The organism is Pseudomonas onubensis (assembly GCF_965653655.1).
In the GTDB taxonomy this organism is placed as follows: Bacteria; Pseudomonadota; Gammaproteobacteria; order Pseudomonadales; family Pseudomonadaceae; genus Aquipseudomonas.
Genome location: NZ_CBFHAZ010000052.1, coordinates 25,643 through 41,796, shown reverse-complemented (window position 1 = coordinate 41,796; position 16,154 = coordinate 25,643). Strand labels below are relative to the sequence as shown.

Below are 16,154 nucleotides of genomic sequence, written 5' to 3'. Positions count from 1 at the left end.
TCGCGAATGCGGTGTATCAGTGCCAGATCAGTTGACTGACACACCGCATTCGCGAGCAAGCCCGCTCCCACACAAGCCCAGTCTCCACAGGAAAGTAGCGCTGCGTTTTAGGCTTTAAGGGTTTTAACGCCTTCAGAAGTACCCAGCAGCAACACATCCGCCGGGCGCGCCGCGAACAGGCCATTGGTTACCACGCCGACGATTGCATTGATCTGCGTCTCCAGCTCCACCGGGTTGGTGATCTGCATATTGAACACATCAATGATGATATTGCCGTTGTCGGTCAGCACGCCTTCGCGGTACACCGGGTCGCCGCCCAGTTTCACCAGCTCGCGGGCCACGTGGCTGCGGGCCATAGGGATCACTTCCACCGGCAGCGGGAAGGCGCCGAGCACCGGCACCAGCTTGCTGGCGTCGGCGATGCAGATAAAGGTCTTGGCCACCGCCGCAACGATCTTCTCGCGGGTCAAGGCTGCGCCGCCGCCTTTGATCAGGTTCAGGTGCTCGTCGCTTTCATCGGCGCCGTCGACGTAGAACTCCAGGTCGCTCACGGTATTGAGCTCGTACACCGGAATGCCATGGCCTTTGAGGCGCGCGGCGGTGGCTTCGGAGCTGGCCACGGCGCCGTCGAATGCGCCCTTGTGCTGGGCCAGCGCGTCGATAAAGCAGTTGGCGGTGGAGCCGGTGCCGACACCGACGATGCTTTTATCGTCGAGTTTAGGAAGGATTAAATCGACAGCGGCTTGGGCCACTGCCTGTTTGAGTTGATCCTGGGTCATGCGGGCTCCGGAACGGGCGGGGAGTTATCGAGGGCGGCGAGTATAACCCAACAAAACCTCGGGATTCGTGTGGTCGCCCGGCCAAAAGCCGGGTTAGACTCCTTGGCCCTGCCCAACTCGCCCAGTGATTCCCGCCGATGCTTGAACAGTACGTCAAAAAGATCCTTACCTCGCGCGTTTACGACGTTGCCGTAGAAACCCCCTTGCAGACCGCTCGCCAGCTCTCCGAGCGGCTGGGCAACAAGGTCTGGCTCAAGCGTGAAGACTTGCAGCCGGTGTTCTCGTTCAAGATTCGCGGTGCCTACAACAAGCTCACGCAACTGAGCGCCGAAGAACGCGCGCGCGGTGTGGTCACCGCCTCGGCGGGCAACCATGCCCAGGGCCTGGCCCTGGCGGCCAAAGTGCTGGGGGTGAAAGCCACCATCGTGATGCCCAAGACCACCCCGGAAATCAAGGTGGAAGGCGTGCGCTCGCGGGGCGGCAAAGTGGTGCTGCACGGTGATTCTTTCCCGGAAGCCCTGGCCTACTCGCTCAAACTGGTCGACGAAAAAGGCTACGTCTACATTCACCCTTACGATGATCCGCACACCATTGCCGGGCAGGGCACCGTGGCTATGGAGATTCTGCGCCAGCACCCTGGGCCTCTGGACGCGATTTTCGTACCCGTGGGCGGCGGCGGGCTGATCGCCGGCATTGCGGCGTACGTGAAATACCTGCGCCCGGAAATCAAGATTATCGGCGTCGAGCCGGACGACTCCAACTGCCTGCAAGCCGCCATGGCCGCAGGCGAGCGCGTAGTGCTGCCGACGGTCGGCATCTTTGCTGATGGCGTGGCGGTGGCGCAGATCGGCCAGCACACCTTTGATATCTGCAAAGACTATGTAGATGAAGTGATCACCGTCAGCACCGACGAAATCTGCGCGGCCATCAAGGACATCTACGACGACACCCGCTCTATCACCGAGCCTGCGGGCGCGCTGGGCGTGGCGGGTATCAAGAAATACGTGGAAACCCGTGGCGTGACCGGGCAGACCCTGGTGGCCATCGACTCCGGCGCCAACGTCAACTTCGACCGCCTGCGCCATGTGGCCGAGCGCGCCGAGCTGGGTGAAGGCCGCGAAGCCATCATCGCCGTGACCATCCCCGAGCAGCCGGGCAGCTTCAAGGCGTTCTGCGAGGCCGTGGGCAAGCGCCAGATCACCGAATTCAATTACCGCTACCACTCCGGCCGCGAGGCGCACATCTTCGTCGGCGTGCAGACTCACCCGGAAAACGACCCGCGCAGCGCCTTGATCGCCAGTCTCACCAGCCAGGGCTTCCCGGTGCTGGACCTGACCGAAAACGAGCTGGCCAAGTTGCATATTCGCCATATGGTGGGCGGGCATGCGGCCAAAGTCAGCGACGAGCTGGTGTTTCGCTTCGAATTCCCCGAGCGCCCCGGCGCGCTGTTCAACTTTCTTAACAAATTAGGCGGGCGCTGGAACATCTCGATGTTCCACTATCGCAACCACGGCGCGGCCGACGGTCGTGTGGTCGCAGGCCTGCAAGTGCCGGCAGACGAGCGCCACCTGGTGCCGGCCGCGTTGGCAGAAATCGGCTACCCGTATTGGGATGAGAGCGAAAACCCGGCTTACCAGCTGTTCCTCGGTTGAGCGACTACGCTGACTGGGCGGCCTTTAAGGAATCAAGACCATGGAAACGCTGACCACCCTCAAGGTTATCCACATCACCGCCACCGTGTTGCTGTTGCTCAGCGGCCTCGGGCTGGCGGTACTGGCCTGGCGCAAACGCAGCGCCGGCCCGACGGTTACCGTGCAACGCCCCTGGGCGTTCGTGTGGTTGCTGATGGGGGTTTGCGTGGTGAGCATGCCGTTCACCGGCTGGTGGCTGGTGCATTTGCTGGGCTGGCCGCTGGGGCAAACCTGGATTTTGGGCTCCAGCATTCTCTACACCGTGGCGGCACTGGCGTGGTTCTGGCTGGTGGCGCGGCTTAATCGCCTGCGTAAGGGCGAGGGCGGTAGCCTGAATTTCACCCTGGTGCTGGCGGTGGTCAGCCTGGTGGGGTTTGTGGCGATTGCCGGGTTGATGGGTGCCAAGCCGGTTTAACGGGATGAATATTTTGCTTGTCGGCGCCACCGGCTTTGTCGGTGGCCACTTGCTGCGCGCCCTGCAGCAGGCTGGGCACAGTGTGATCGCGACGTGTCGCAAGCCGGTAAGTCAGGGATGGCCAGGGGTGCAATGGCAGGCGCTGGATTTGGGCCAATTGGCTGCCGACCCCGGTTGCTTCGTTTTCCCTGAATCGGTTGATCTGGTGATCAATGCAGCGGGTTTGCTGAGCGTGGATGCGGCCGAGTTGAGCCGCGTCCAGGACCAGGGTGCCCGTGCGCTGTTTGATCTGGCCGCTCGGCACGGTGTACGGGTGTTACAGATCTCTGCCCTCGGCGCCTCCGTGCAATCTGGTGTGCCATTTTTGGCCAGCAAAGGTGCTGCCGACGACTATCTGCTGGGCCTGGGCATACCCGCCGTGGTGCTGCGGCCCTCGCTGGTGGTGGGCGAGGGTGGCGCCAGCAGCGCCTGGTTGGCGGGGCTCTCGCCCTGGCCGCTGATTCCGTTGCTGGACCTCAACGCTCAACTGCAACCGGTGCATATCGACGACCTCGTCGGGGCGGTGCTGGCCGTGTTGCGCCAGTGGCCTGCCGAATCATTGGTGCTGGCCGTGGTGGGCCCCGAGCCGATGCGTCTCGCTCAAGTCATTGACCACCTGCGCGTCGCTCAAGGCTGGCGCGCAGGCAAGTACCTGCAAGCGCCATTGCTGGGGTTGGGCGGCTGGCTGGGTGATCGCCTGGGCTGGCGCGCCTTGAACTCACAAAGCATCGCCCTGGCCCAGCGGGATAATGTAGCCGACCCCGAGGTGCTGGCGTCGGTTTGCGGCTACACCGCCGCGCCGCTCGCCTCACGCCTGCACGGCTGGCCCACGGCAGCCCAAAGCAGCCAGCGCAGCATCCGCCCGCTGATGCTGGCGGTATTGGTGCTGATTTGGCTGGGCACGGCGGCGGTCTGCGTGGGGCCGGGTTACGCCTGGGGCCTGCGCATCATGGCTGAGGCCGGTGTGCAGGGCACTTGGGCGACACTTGCCGTCATCGCCGGCGCGGTATGTGATGGCCTGTTGGGCCTGGGGTTGCTGGTTGCGCGCTGGCGCAGGCCGGCGCTGATCCTGCAATTGCTGTTGATGGGCAGTTATACCGTGATTATCAGCATAGTCCTGCCCCATTACTGGTTTGATCCCTACGCGGCAGTCGCCAAAAATCTGGTACTCATGGTGGCGACCCTTTGGCTCCTCTGGATTGAGCCTTTTTCGACTGAGCCGCGCCGATGAACACTTACCTGTTGTTGAAAACCCTGCATATCCTGTCCTCGACCATCCTGTTCGGCCTGGGTGCGGGCTCGGCGTATTACGCCTTGCGCGCCTGGCGCAGCGGCCAGGTGGAAGTGATCGCGGTAACCTTCAAACATCTGGTGTTCGCGGATTGGGCATTTACCACGACCACGGCGGTTTTTCAGCCGTTGAGTGGCATCGGCCTGATGTATCTGGCGGGCTGGTCGATGCAGCAGAGCTGGTTGCAGTGGACGTTCGCGTTGTATGTGCTGGCGGGTGTCTGCTGGCTGCCGGTGGTGTGGCTGCAGATTCGTGTGCACAAGATGGCGGAGCAGGCGTTGCGCGATGGCACGGCGATGCCGATCAAGGCCGCGACTTATATGCGCTGGTGGTTTGGCCTGGGCTGGCCGGCGTTTCTGGCGTTTCTGGCGATTTTCTATTTGATGGTGGCCAAGCCGGTTTAGGGCTTGGGACCGAGCCGGCTTCATCGCAGGCAAGCCAGCTCCCACATTTTGATCTGTGAATACATCTAAAGTGTGGGAGCTGGCTTGCCTGCGATGGCGTCATCAGCCGCGCAGGGTAATCACCGGCCAGCCACGCTTCTCGGCTTCAGCGCGCAAATTCGGGTCCGGATCCACCGCCACCGCATGCGCCACCTGCTCCAGCAACGGCAAGTCATTCATCGAATCGCTATAGAAGTAGCTGTCTTCCAGGCTGTACCCGGTTTCTTCCAGCCAACGGTTCAGGCGCGTCACTTTGCCTTCACGGAAGCACGGGATATCGGTGCTGCGCCCGGTATACCGGCCGTTTTCCATCTCGCATTCAGTGGCGATAAGGGTTTCAACCCCCAGCAACTCGGCAATCGGCGCGGTTACGAAGCGGTTGGTGGCGGTAATGATCACCAGCTTGTCGCCAGCGGCGCGGTGTTTGGCCAGCAGGTCCACGGCGAGCGGCAGCATCAGCGGATTGATGCAGTCGCGCATGAAGTCGCGGTGCCATTCGTCCAACTGGGCCATCTCGGTGCGGCCGAGGATTTCCAGGCTGAAGTTAAGGTAGGCGGCATTGTCGAGCTTGCCGGCCAGGTAATCCTGGTAGAACTCGTCGTTGCGGGCTTTGTAGGCCACCGGGTCAAGAATCCCACGCTCACAGAGGTAATCGCCCCACGCGTGATCGCTGTCACCGCCGAGAAGGGTGTTGTCCAAGTCGAATAAAGCCAGGCGCATTGCAGTTACTCGCTGAAAAGTCTGTAAAAAGGCGTCCAGAATACGGTCTTTTCACAAGAGTGCACATAAGGTAAGAAGCCTCGTTGCCGCTGGAACAACCTTTGTGGAACAATGCGGCGACATGCGTTTGCGAGGTTGTTGCCGTGATCGACCCCGATGGTTTCCGTCCTAATGTCGGGATTATTCTTACGAATGATGCCGGACAGGTGCTATGGGCTCGCCGAATCAACCAAGATGCCTGGCAGTTTCCTCAAGGCGGAATCAACCCCGACGAAACCCCTGAAGACGCCTTGTACCGTGAGTTGAATGAAGAAGTCGGCCTTGAGCGCGAAGATGTGCAAATTCTGGCCTGTACCCGTGGCTGGTTGCGCTATCGTTTGCCGCAACGCCTGGTGCGTACCCACAGCCAACCGCTGTGCATCGGCCAGAAGCAGAAATGGTTTCTTTTGCGCCTGATCTCCAACGAGCAGCGGGTGCGGATGGATTTGACCGGTAAACCGGAGTTCGATGGCTGGCGCTGGGTCAGCTATTGGTACCCGTTGGGCCAGGTGGTGACATTCAAGCGCGAGGTTTATCGTCGCGCTCTCAAAGAGCTTGCCCCGCGCCTTTTAGCGCGCGACTGACGACGGAGTTCGACCCCGAGCCATGCTCAATACGCTGCGCAAGATCGTCCAGGAAGTTAACTCCGCCAAGGATCTCAAGGCGGCGTTGGGGATTATTGTGTTGCGCGTCAAGGAAGCCATGGGCAGCCAGGTCTGCTCGGTTTACCTGCTGGACCCAGAGACCAACCGTTTTGTGTTGATGGCCACCGAGGGCTTGAACAAGCGCTCCATCGGCAAGGTCAGCATGGCGCCCAATGAAGGTCTGGTGGGCCTGGTGGGGACGCGTGAAGAACCCCTGAACCTTGAAAACGCGGCCGATCACCCGCGTTATCGCTACTTTGCCGAAACCGGCGAAGAGCGTTACGCCTCGTTCCTCGGCGCGCCGATCATTCACCACCGCCGCGTCGTCGGCGTGTTGGTCATCCAGCAAAAAGAGCGTCGCCAGTTCGATGAAGGCGAAGAAGCCTTTCTTGTGACCATGAGCGCGCAGCTTGCCGGGGTTATTGCCCACGCTGAGGCGACCGGTTCGATCCGTGGCCTGGGCCGTCAGGGCAAGGGCATCCAGGAAGCCAAGTTCGTCGGCGTGCCAGGTTCGCCGGGCGCTGCGGTCGGTACGGCGGTGGTCATGCTGCCGCCGGCCGACCTCGATGTGGTGCCGGACAAGAGCGTCGATGACATCGACGCTGAAATCAAACTGTTCAAGACCGCCCTGGAAGGCGTGCGCGCCGACATGCGCAACCTGTCGACCAAGCTGGCCACGCAACTGCGCCCCGAAGAGCGCGCGCTGTTCGACGTGTACCAGATGATGCTCGACGACGCGTCCCTGGGTAACGAAGTCAAAACCGTGATCAAGACCGGCCAGTGGGCCCAGGGCGCGCTGCGCCAGGTGGTCACCGATCACGTCAACCGTTTCGAATTGATGGACGACGCCTACCTGCGTGAGCGTGCCTCGGATGTGCGCGACCTCGGCCGCCGTCTGCTGGCCTACCTGCAGGAAGACCGCACCACCAACCTGGTTTACCCCGACAACACCATCCTGATCAGTGAAGAACTGACCGCCACCATGCTCGGCGAAGTGCCAGAGGGCAAACTGGTGGGTTTGGTCTCGGTATTGGGTTCGGGTAACTCCCACGTTGCGATCCTGGCTCGGGCCATGGGTATTCCGACGGTAATGGGCCTGGTGGACCTGCCATATTCCAAGGTCGACGGCATCGACATGATCGTCGACGGCCATCGTGGCGAAGTCTTTACCAACCCCAGCGAGCTGTTGCGCAAGCAATACGCCGAGGTGGTGGAAGAAGAGAAACAACTGGCGCTGGGCCTCGATTCGCTGCGCGAGCTGCCCTGCGTAACCCTCGATGGCCACCGTGTGCCGCTGCTGGTCAACACCGGCTTGCTGGCCGATGTGGCCCGTGCGCAACAGCGCGGCGCCGAAGGTGTGGGGCTGTACCGCACCGAAGTGCCGTTCATGATCAACCAGCGTTTCCCGAGCGAGAAGGAGCAGCTGGCGATTTATCGCGAGCAACTGTCCGCCTTCCACCCGTTACCGGTGACGATGCGCAGCCTGGACATCGGCGGCGACAAGTCACTGTCGTATTTCCCGATCAAGGAAGACAACCCCTTCCTTGGCTGGCGCGGCATCCGTGTAACCCTCGACCACCCTGAAATTTTCCTCGTCCAGACCCGCGCCATGCTCAAGGCCAGCGAAGGCCTGAACAACCTGCGCATCCTGCTGCCGATGATCTCCGGCACGCACGAGCTGGAAGAGGCGCTGCACCTTATCCACCGCGCCTGGGGCGAAGTGCGCGACGAAGGCGCCGACGTACCGATGCCGCCGATTGGCGTGATGATCGAAATCCCGGCGGCGGTCTACCAGGCCAAAGAACTGGCGCGGCAGGTGGACTTCCTGTCGGTCGGCTCCAACGACCTGACCCAATACCTGCTGGCCGTGGACCGCAACAACCCAAGGGTGGCCGACCTCTACGACTACCTGCACCCGGCGGTGCTGCAAGCCTTGCAACATGTGGTGCGCGACGCCCATGCCGAGGGCAAGCCGGTGAGCATCTGCGGCGAAATGGCCGGCGACCCGGCGGCAGCGGTGCTGTTGATGGCGATGGGCTTTGACAGCTTGTCGATGAACGCCACCAACTTGCCGAAGGTAAAGTGGATGTTGCGCCAGGTTGAACTGAGCATGGCCAAGGACCTGCTGGCCGAGTTGATGACCATCGACAACCCGCAAGTTATCCACAGCTCGCTGCAACTGGCGCTGAAGAACCTGGGGCTGACACGGATGATCAATCCGGCATCTGCAAAAACCCTGTAGGGCCTGGCGCCGATCAAAATGTGGGAGCGGGCTTGCTCGCGAATGCGGTATATCAGACACAAATTCAGTGCCTGACACTGCGCATTCGCGAGCAAGCCCGCTCCCACATTAGTTTTGCGGTATGGCTAAATGCTCAGCTCGACCTCACCCAGCCGCCCACCCAGCGGCCCGAAACTACGCTCCACCATTCGCCGCGTCCCATCGGCATTCACAATCAGCGCCGTACTCGCCCGCGTCCCATAACTGGGGCTGGCGATAAACACGCTGGAGAGCAGGCTCTCGGTCGCCAAGCCCACGCCGGTATCCGGCAAGTCGGCAAATGGCGCAGTCTGCGGGTCGCTCAAAATATCCAGCAAGGCCTGCGGCTGTGGCTTCTCCAGCAATTCACTCAGCGCCGCCCTGGCCTTGAGCAATTTGGGCCAGGGCGTATTCAGCCCGGCATTCGACAGCCCATAAACCCCAGCCTCCAACCGCGTAGCCTCGGTCTCATTAGCGTTGTAATGCCACAGCTCATCCCGCGTACCCACCAGCAGGTTAAACCCGGAATATTCAATCGAACGGCCGTTAACGTCGGCAAGATAGTCGTCAATGGGCAGCGATCCACTGAGAAAACGCGCCACCAACTCCCCTCGTGACTTGCGCGCCGGCGGCTGGTGCGGGTCGCGAATATTGGTCAGCGCAGCAAAGCGTCCGTCGGCGTTCACTCCAAGCCAGGTGCCACCGGCTTCCTGATCGCGACCAGCGTAGACGTGCGGCGCATCCGGCCACTGAGCCAGCGGCAGGCTGGGGCGGGCGTAGAACTCATCACGGTTGGCCGCGACGATCAGCGGCTGGGCGTGGCCCGGCCGCCAGGCGAAAACAATCAGGCACATAGGCGTTCCCTTTGTGTTTTGCTCACTCTACCCATACAACGGATGGCTATCCATCGTATCGAAGTTGGGCCGAGCGCCTTCCATCCGTTAACATGCCGGGCTACTGGGCGCCTCTCAACTTCTTAATTTGAAATTGCGGCTGTAACGCAGGCTTAATCCCACACCGGCATGGTCCGGTGCGCCATGACTAATGATTTAACGAGGAGTCGCAATGCTGCCTTACCCGCAGATCAACCCGGTGGCCGTGGCCATCGGTCCGCTGCAAATCCACTGGTACGGGTTGATGTATCTGATCGGCATCGGCGGTGCCTGGCTGTTGGCTTCCCGGCGCCTGAACCGTTTCGACCCGACCTGGACCAAGGAGAAGCTCTCCGACATGGTGTTCTGGATGTCGATGGGCGTGATCGTCGGCGGACGCCTCGGGTATGTGCTGTTCTACGATCTTCCGGCCTATATCGCCAACCCGACCCTGATTTTCGAAGTGTGGAAGGGCGGCATGGCGTTCCACGGTGGCTTTGTCGGCGTGATGATCGCCGCGTGGTGGTTCGGCCGCCGCAACGGCAAGTCGTTCTTCCAGCTGATGGACTTCGTCGCACCGTTCGTGCCGATTGGCCTGGGCGCCGGGCGTATCGGTAACTTCATCAACGCCGAGTTGTGGGGCAAGCCGAGCGACGTGCCGTGGGCCATGGTGTTCCCACCCTTCAGCGACCCGGCGCAACTGCCACGCCACCCGTCGCAGCTCTACCAGTTCGCCCTGGAAGGTGTGGCACTGTTCCTGATTCTTTATATCTTCTCGCGCAAGCCACGCCCCACCATGGCGGTTTCCGGCATGTTTGCGTTGTTCTACGGGATCTTCCGCTTCATCGTCGAGTTCGTCCGCGTGCCGGATGCGCAGCTGGGCTACCTGGCGTGGGGTTGGCTGACCATGGGTCAGATCCTCAGCATGCCGATGATCCTGGCGGGCCTGGGCCTGCTGTGGTGGGCGTACAATCGCCCGCAAGGCATCAAGAACGCCGCGCTTTAAATTCGAATGCCGAGGCTTTTGCGAGCCTCGGCTTCTTTGATACGGGTAAAAACATGAAGCAATATCTCGAACTACTGAACGACGTCGTGACCAATGGATTGACCAAGGGCGATCGCACCGGCACCGGCACCAAGGCCGTGTTTGCCCGTCAGTATCGGCATAACTTGGCCGACGGCTTCCCGCTGCTGACCACCAAGAAGCTTCATTTCAAAAGCATCGCCAACGAATTGATCTGGATGTTGAGTGGCAATACCAACATCAAGTGGCTGAACGAAAACGGCGTGAAAATCTGGGACGAATGGGCCACCGAAGACGGCGACCTCGGCCCGGTGTACGGCGAGCAGTGGACCGCCTGGCCCACCAAGGACGGCGGCACCATCAACCAGATCGACTACATGGTCGACACGTTGAAGAACAACCCCAACAGCCGTCGCATCCTGTTCCACGGCTGGAACGTCGAATACCTGCCGGACGAAACCAAGAGCCCGCAGGAAAACGCGCGCAACGGCAAGCAAGCCCTGCCGCCGTGCCACCTGCTGTACCAGGCGTTTGTGCATGACGGCCATCTGTCGATGCAGTTGTACATCCGCAGCTCCGACGTATTCCTCGGCCTGCCGTACAACACCGCCGCGCTGGCGTTGCTGACCCACATGCTGGCCCAGCAATGCGACCTGATCCCGCACGAGATCATTGTCACCACTGGCGACACCCATGCCTACAGCAACCATATGGAACAGATCCGCACCCAACTGGCGCGCACGCCGAAGAAACTGCCGGAACTGGTGATCAAGCGTAAGCCGGCGTCGATCTATGACTACAAGTTCGAAGACTTCGAGATTGTGGGTTATGACGCTGATCCAAGTATCAAGGCTGACGTGGCTATTTAAGGATCGCCTCGGTTCAACTGTGGGAGCGAGCAAGCCCGCTCCCACATTTGGATTGGGTTACCAAACTGAGTCAATGCCCGTGGCTTCTGCCCACATGCGAAGGCTCCGCCTCGCTGGCCGCCACACTGCCGCTGACCTCCAGCCGCTGCAAAATCCCGCACTGGTCCATATCCGGCCCGCCGCCGCAGCGTTGGCGCAGGTCGAGCAATTGCACCTGCAACGCCAACAACCCATCGATCCGCGCTTTTACATGGTGGATATGCTCGTCGATCAACGCATTCACACTCTCGCACTGGTCCCGTGGGCTGTCGCGTAGCCCCAGCAGGCTGCGGATTTCTTCAAGCGTCATGTCCAGGCTGCGGCAGTTGCGGATAAAGATCAGCCGCTCGGTGTGCGCCTGGGTGTACACACGATAGTTGGCATCGGTGCGTGCCGGAGGCGGCAGCAGGCCTTCTTTCTCGTAATAACGGATGGTTTCCACCTGACAATCGGTCAGTTTGGCCAATTCGCCGATCTTCATCGCAGCAATCTCCAAATGGGTGCTTGACCCTATAGTGGCTACAGGGTCTTTACTTGGCAACAGGCACCTTTACGGACGCGACAGAATGAGCGATTCCATCCACACCCCGAAAAAACATGATCACCCACACGATCATGACCATAGCCACGACCAAGGCACCAGGCTGACGCCGGTCAAAAAACATGATCATGGGAGCGATTCCTGCTGTTCCAGCAAGGCAGCGCCTGCTGTGGTCACGCTGAGCGAAGCGCCCACGGCCAGCTCGCGCCTGAGCACCTTCCGCATCGAAGCCATGGACTGCCCCACCGAGCAGACGCTGATCCAGAACAAACTGGGCAAGCTTGCCGGTGTGCAGCAGCTGGAATTCAACCTGATCAACCGCATCCTCGGCGTCACCCATGACCTGCCGAGCACTGCGCCGATCATCGCGGCCATCAAATCCATCGGCATGCAGGCCGACCCTATCGAAGAAGGCACGCCCGCCGCTGCGCCGCCCGCCAAGAAGCATTGGTGGCCGTTGGCGTTGTCCGGTGTCGGCGCGTTGGGCGCTGAAGTACTGCATTTCACAGGTGTAGCGCCGACCTGGCTGATTGCCTTGGTGGCGCTGGTGTCGATCCTCAGTGGCGGCCTCACCACCTACAAAAAGGGCTGGATCGCCCTGAAAAACCTCAACCTGAACATCAACGCGCTGATGAGCATCGCGGTGACCGGCGCGATCCTGATCGGCCAGTGGCCGGAAGCGGCCATGGTGATGTTCTTGTTCACGGTGGCCGAGCTGATCGAAGCCAAGTCTCTGGACCGTGCGCGTAACGCCATCAGCGGCTTGATGCAGATGACGCCGGAACAGGCTACGGTGCAGCAGGCCGACGGTTCGTGGCTCGAGCAGGAAGTAAAAAGCATTGAATTGGGCGCTATCGTGCGGGTAAAACCCGGCGAACGCATTGGCCTGGACGGTGAAGTCACCGCCGGCCAATCCACCATCGATCAGGCGCCGATCACCGGTGAAAGCCTGCCGATTGAAAAGACCGTGGGCGATAAAGTCTTCGCCGGCACCATCAACCAGGCCGGTTCCCTTGAGTACAAGGTCACCGCAGCGGCCAACAATTCGACCCTGGCGCGCATCATTCACGCGGTGGAGCAGGCCCAGGGCGCACGTGCGCCGACCCAGCGCTTTGTCGACAGCTTCTCGAAGGTCTACACCCCGGCCGTCTTCCTGTTTGCCTTGGGCGTGGCGATTATCCCGCCGCTGTTCATGGCCGGTGTGTGGTTCGACTGGATCTACCGCGCCCTTGTATTGTTGGTGGTCGCGTGCCCATGCGCCCTGGTGATTTCCACCCCGGTGACCATCGTCAGCGGCCTGGCGGCTGCGGCGCGCAAAGGCATCCTGATCAAGGGCGGCGTGTACCTGGAGGGCGGTTACAAGCTCGACTACCTGGCCCTCGACAAGACCGGCACCATCACCCACGGCAAACCGGTGCAAACCGATTACCTGGCGCTGTTCCCCAACGTTGAAGACAGCGCACCCGCCCTGGCGGCCAGCCTGGCCGGGCGCTCCGACCACCCGGTGTCGCTGGCCATCGCCAAGGCAGCTGTGGATAAAAATCTGCCAAGCCACGTTGTGGATAACTTCGAGGCGCTGGCCGGTCGCGGTGTGCGTGGCGACATCAACGGCGAAACCTACCACTTGGGCAACCACCGTCTGGTGGAAGACCTGGGCCTGTGCTCGCCGGCACTGGAAGAAAAGTTGTTCGCTCTGGAAAAACAAGGCAAGTCCGTGGTGCTGCTGCTCGACAAGTCCGGGCCGCTGGCGTTGTTCGCCGTGGCCGACACGGTAAAAGACAGCAGCCGCGAAGCTATCCAGCAACTGCACGAACTGGGCATCAAGACCCTGATGCTCACCGGCGACAACACCCACACCGCCCAGGCGATTGCGGCGCAGGTTGGCATTGACCAGGCCCAGGGCGACCTGTTGCCCACCGACAAACTGCAAGCCATCGAAGCCCTCTACCGCCAAGGCCGCCGGGTAGGCATGGTCGGCGATGGCATCAACGACGCTCCCGCCCTGGCCCGCGCCGAAATCGGCTTCGCCATGGCCGCAGCCGGCACCGACACGGCAATCGAGACCGCCGACGTGGCGTTGATGGACGATGATCTGCGCAAGATTCCGGCATTCATTCGTCTGTCGCGGCAAACGTCGAGTATCCTCAAGCAGAACATCGCCCTGGCGTTGGTGATCAAGGCGATCTTCCTGGCGGTCACGTTCCTGGGCATGGCAACCATGTGGATGGCGGTGTTCGCGGACATGGGCGTGAGCCTGCTGGTGGTGTTCAATGGTCTGCGCCTGTTGCGCAAATAGAGGATGAGAGGGCGGTGTGCTGAGTGCTGAGTTAAAGGCGTTTTTTATGGTCGCCCGCCTGGGCAGCATTACCCAGGCGGCGAAAAAACTCGGCTTGAGCCAGCCCACCGTCACCACCCAGATTCGCAACCTCGAAAGCCAATACGGTGTTGAGCTGTTCTACCGCGGCGGGCGGCGCCTCACCGTCAGCGACGACGGCGCGCGCTTGCTGCCGATGGTCAAGGTGCTGTTGCAGCAGGAAGCCGATATCGAGTTTTTCCTGCGCAATACTGGCCAGGTCCAGGGCGCCTTGAGGATTGCCGCCACGGCGCCGTACTACATCCTTGATCTGGTCAAAGCCTTTCGCGAACGCCTGCCCCATGTCGACGTCTCGGTGGAAATCGGCAATTCCCAACAGGTGCTCGAAGCACTGGACGATTACCGCGTCGATGTCGCGGCCTCCTCGCAACTGCTCGAAGACCCACGCCTGATCCGCCGCGTGCTGGGCACCGACCCGCTGGTGCTGGCGGTGCATCGCAATCATCCCCTGGCCAAGCTTGAACATGTGCCGTTGAGCGCGCTGGCCGGGCATACCTTGCTGATGCGCGAAGCCGGCTCCACCACGCGGCGCCTGACTGAAGAGATGTTGCAGGGCGCCGGCGTGAGTTACGGGCCGTTGCTGGAACTCGGCAGCCGTGAGTCGATTCGCGAAGCGGTGTTGCGCAATATCGGCATCAGTATTATCGCCCGCCAGGAAGTGCCCCATGACCCGCAACTGCGCGTGCTGACCATCGAGAACGCACCGCAGATCCCCGAGTATTTGTACTGCCTGAAAGAGCGCAAAGGCGCGCGCTTGCCGGCGGCGTTTTTGGGGTTGGCGCAGGAAATGTCACCGCTCTGATCGTGTCGCGACACCTGTGGCGAGGGAGCTTGCTCCCGTTGGGCTGCGTAGCGGCCCCAAAAAACTTGGGAGCGCTGCGCACTGGAGCGCCAGCCCGGTCCAGCGGGAGCAAGCTCCCTCGCCACAAGGGGAGCCGGTCCTACACAAATCCACCAATACCACTATCACTGCCTTTTGCCTTTCTGCCACAAGAGGGACGCATTGCCCGCCTAGCATGACCTTCATCAGTTTGATGAGGTGCCTTGCATGAACACAGCCCTGACCCAACCCGGCGCGCCAATGAAGGTGCGCGCTATCCAGAAACGCTTCGGCGCCTTCACCGCGCTGGATAACGTGTCCCTGGAAGTCGCGGCCGGCGAGCTGGTGTGCCTGCTGGGCCCGTCCGGCTGCGGCAAGACCACCTTGCTGCGCTGCATCGCCGGCCTGGAACGCCAGGACAGCGGTGAGCTTTACCTGGGCAACCGCGATGTGTCCCTGCTGCCGCCGCAGGCGCGGGACTACGGCATTCTGTTCCAATCCTACGCGCTGTTTCCCAACCTGACCGTCGAAGCGAACATCGGCTACGGCCTTACCGGCAGTGGTCGCGACGAAGTGCGCAAGCGTGTCGGGCAAATGCTCGAACTGGTTGGCCTGGTCGGCAGTGAAAAAAAGTACCCCGGCCAACTCTCCGGCGGCCAACAACAGCGCGTCGCCCTGGCCCGCGCCCTGGCACCGGCGCCATCGTTGCTGCTGCTGGATGAACCCATGTCGGCCCTCGATGCCCGTGTGCGTGAGCATCTGTGTACCGAGCTGCGCCAATTGCAGCGGCGCCTGGGCATTACCACGCTGATGGTCACCCACAACCAGGACGAGGCCATGCTGATGGCCGACCGCATCGCCGTGATGAACAACGGCAAGGTCGAGCAGTACGCTACGCCCCAGGAAATCTACGACCGACCGGCCACGCCGTTCGTGGCGGAGTTTGTCGGCCAGGGCAACTGGCTGCCGTTCAGTCGCAGCAGTGACAGCCATGCCCAGGTCGGCGGCTTGCACATGCGCCTGGATGACAGTGCCAGCAAGGCCAGGTCCGGCCGCTTGTTCTGCCGCCCGGAAGCCATCAGCGTCAACCCGCTGGTGCATGAAGAAAACCTGTTCCCGGCCAAGGTCCGCGAGATCACCTTCCTCGGCAATCGCTGCCGTATGAGCTTTGAGCTGGAGCAATTGCCTGGCCACCCGCTGTTGGCCGAGCTGGCCCCCGAAGCCATGCCGCGCCTGGGCGCGCAGGATATCTGGGTGGCTTTGCCGCCGCGCAGCCTGCAGGTGTTTGCCTGAG

Annotated in this window: 15 protein-coding genes; 11 read left to right on the top strand and 4 right to left on the bottom strand. The window is 61.5% G+C overall.

Translation table 11 applies throughout. The annotated features are described in order from the left end of the window. Nucleotides 1-107 precede the first annotated feature (107 nt). Nucleotides 108-779: a ribose-5-phosphate isomerase RpiA gene (gene rpiA, locus ACTD9P_RS17615; RefSeq protein WP_005792336.1), complete on the bottom strand. Its 672-nt coding sequence runs from the start codon at nucleotides 777-779 to the stop codon at nucleotides 108-110. Between the two features lie 137 nt (nucleotides 780-916). On the opposite strand from rpiA, the gene ilvA reads away from it, so the two are divergent. Genes ilvA through ACTD9P_RS17595 form a run of 4 tightly spaced genes read left to right on the top strand, consistent with a single transcriptional unit; the run spans nucleotide 917 to nucleotide 4,619 of the window. Continuing rightward, nucleotides 917-2,431 (top strand): threonine ammonia-lyase, biosynthetic, encoded by a 1,515-nt coding sequence (gene ilvA, locus ACTD9P_RS17610; RefSeq protein ID WP_056857657.1) that lies wholly within the window; start codon nucleotides 917-919, stop codon nucleotides 2,429-2,431. 40 nt (nucleotides 2,432-2,471) lie between these two features. Further along, entirely contained in the window at nucleotides 2,472-2,885 is a 414-nt protein-coding gene (locus ACTD9P_RS17605) for a DUF2269 family protein (protein WP_056857658.1), read from the top strand. A 4-nt stretch (nucleotides 2,886-2,889) separates the two neighbouring features. Then, nucleotides 2,890-4,155 carry an SDR family oxidoreductase gene (locus ACTD9P_RS17600; protein WP_438868694.1) on the top strand — a complete coding sequence of 422 codons (1,266 nt, stop codon included), beginning with the start codon at nucleotides 2,890-2,892 and terminating at the stop codon, nucleotides 4,153-4,155. After that, a complete protein-coding gene (locus ACTD9P_RS17595) occupies nucleotides 4,152-4,619 on the top strand; it encodes a DUF2269 family protein (RefSeq protein ID WP_438868692.1) in 468 nt (155 codons plus the stop codon). Before ACTD9P_RS17600 ends, ACTD9P_RS17595 begins: the two co-directional genes overlap by 4 nt. Before the next feature lie 102 nt (nucleotides 4,620-4,721). Here the strand turns inward: ACTD9P_RS17595 and ACTD9P_RS17590 are convergent, their stop codons facing one another. Next, the gene (locus ACTD9P_RS17590) at nucleotides 4,722-5,378 is read right to left on the bottom strand and encodes a histidinol-phosphatase (protein ID WP_438868691.1); all 657 of its coding nucleotides are present in this window, start codon (nucleotides 5,376-5,378) and stop codon (nucleotides 4,722-4,724) included. A gap of 143 nt (nucleotides 5,379-5,521) precedes the next feature. Between ACTD9P_RS17590 and ACTD9P_RS17585 the strand changes: the two genes are divergently transcribed. Next, a complete protein-coding gene (locus ACTD9P_RS17585; protein WP_003176750.1) occupies nucleotides 5,522-6,001 on the top strand; it encodes an RNA pyrophosphohydrolase in 480 nt (159 codons plus the stop codon). A gap of 22 nt (nucleotides 6,002-6,023) precedes the next feature. Next, complete coding sequence (ptsP, locus tag ACTD9P_RS17580; protein ID WP_438868690.1) at nucleotides 6,024-8,303, top strand: phosphoenolpyruvate--protein phosphotransferase; 2,280 nt, start codon at nucleotides 6,024-6,026, stop codon at nucleotides 8,301-8,303. Between the two features lie 125 nt (nucleotides 8,304-8,428). Here the strand turns inward: ptsP and ACTD9P_RS17575 are convergent, their stop codons facing one another. Further along, complete coding sequence (locus ACTD9P_RS17575; RefSeq protein WP_438868689.1) at nucleotides 8,429-9,175, bottom strand: NRDE family protein; 747 nt, start codon at nucleotides 9,173-9,175, stop codon at nucleotides 8,429-8,431. 211 nt (nucleotides 9,176-9,386) lie between these two features. Here ACTD9P_RS17575 and lgt point away from each other — a divergent pair, with 211 nt between their 5' ends. Both lgt and ACTD9P_RS17565 read left to right on the top strand, forming a co-directional pair. Then, nucleotides 9,387-10,199 (top strand): prolipoprotein diacylglyceryl transferase, encoded by an 813-nt coding sequence (lgt, locus tag ACTD9P_RS17570; RefSeq protein WP_017139497.1) that lies wholly within the window; start codon nucleotides 9,387-9,389, stop codon nucleotides 10,197-10,199. Between the two features lie 53 nt (nucleotides 10,200-10,252). Continuing rightward, entirely contained in the window at nucleotides 10,253-11,086 is an 834-nt protein-coding gene (locus ACTD9P_RS17565; RefSeq protein ID WP_017139496.1) for a thymidylate synthase, read from the top strand. Between the two features lie 70 nt (nucleotides 11,087-11,156). On the opposite strand, the gene cadR is transcribed toward ACTD9P_RS17565, so the two are convergent. Then, nucleotides 11,157-11,606 (bottom strand): Cd(II)/Pb(II)-responsive transcriptional regulator, encoded by a 450-nt coding sequence (cadR, locus tag ACTD9P_RS17560; protein ID WP_438868688.1) that lies wholly within the window; start codon nucleotides 11,604-11,606, stop codon nucleotides 11,157-11,159. Between the two features lie 85 nt (nucleotides 11,607-11,691). Here cadR and ACTD9P_RS17555 point away from each other — a divergent pair, with 85 nt between their 5' ends. The 3 genes from ACTD9P_RS17555 to ACTD9P_RS17545 all read left to right on the top strand — a co-directional run bounded on the left by ACTD9P_RS17555 (nucleotide 11,692) and on the right by ACTD9P_RS17545 (nucleotide 16,153). Next, a complete protein-coding gene (locus ACTD9P_RS17555; protein ID WP_438868687.1) occupies nucleotides 11,692-13,962 on the top strand; it encodes a heavy metal translocating P-type ATPase in 2,271 nt (756 codons plus the stop codon). 16 nt (nucleotides 13,963-13,978) lie between these two features. Next, nucleotides 13,979-14,842 (top strand): LysR family transcriptional regulator, encoded by an 864-nt coding sequence (locus ACTD9P_RS17550; protein ID WP_438868686.1) that lies wholly within the window; start codon nucleotides 13,979-13,981, stop codon nucleotides 14,840-14,842. A 246-nt stretch (nucleotides 14,843-15,088) separates the two neighbouring features. Next, nucleotides 15,089-16,153, top strand: a complete 1,065-nt coding sequence (locus ACTD9P_RS17545; protein ID WP_438868685.1) for a putative 2-aminoethylphosphonate ABC transporter ATP-binding protein — start codon at nucleotides 15,089-15,091, stop codon at nucleotides 16,151-16,153. Nucleotide 16,154 lies beyond the last annotated feature (1 nt).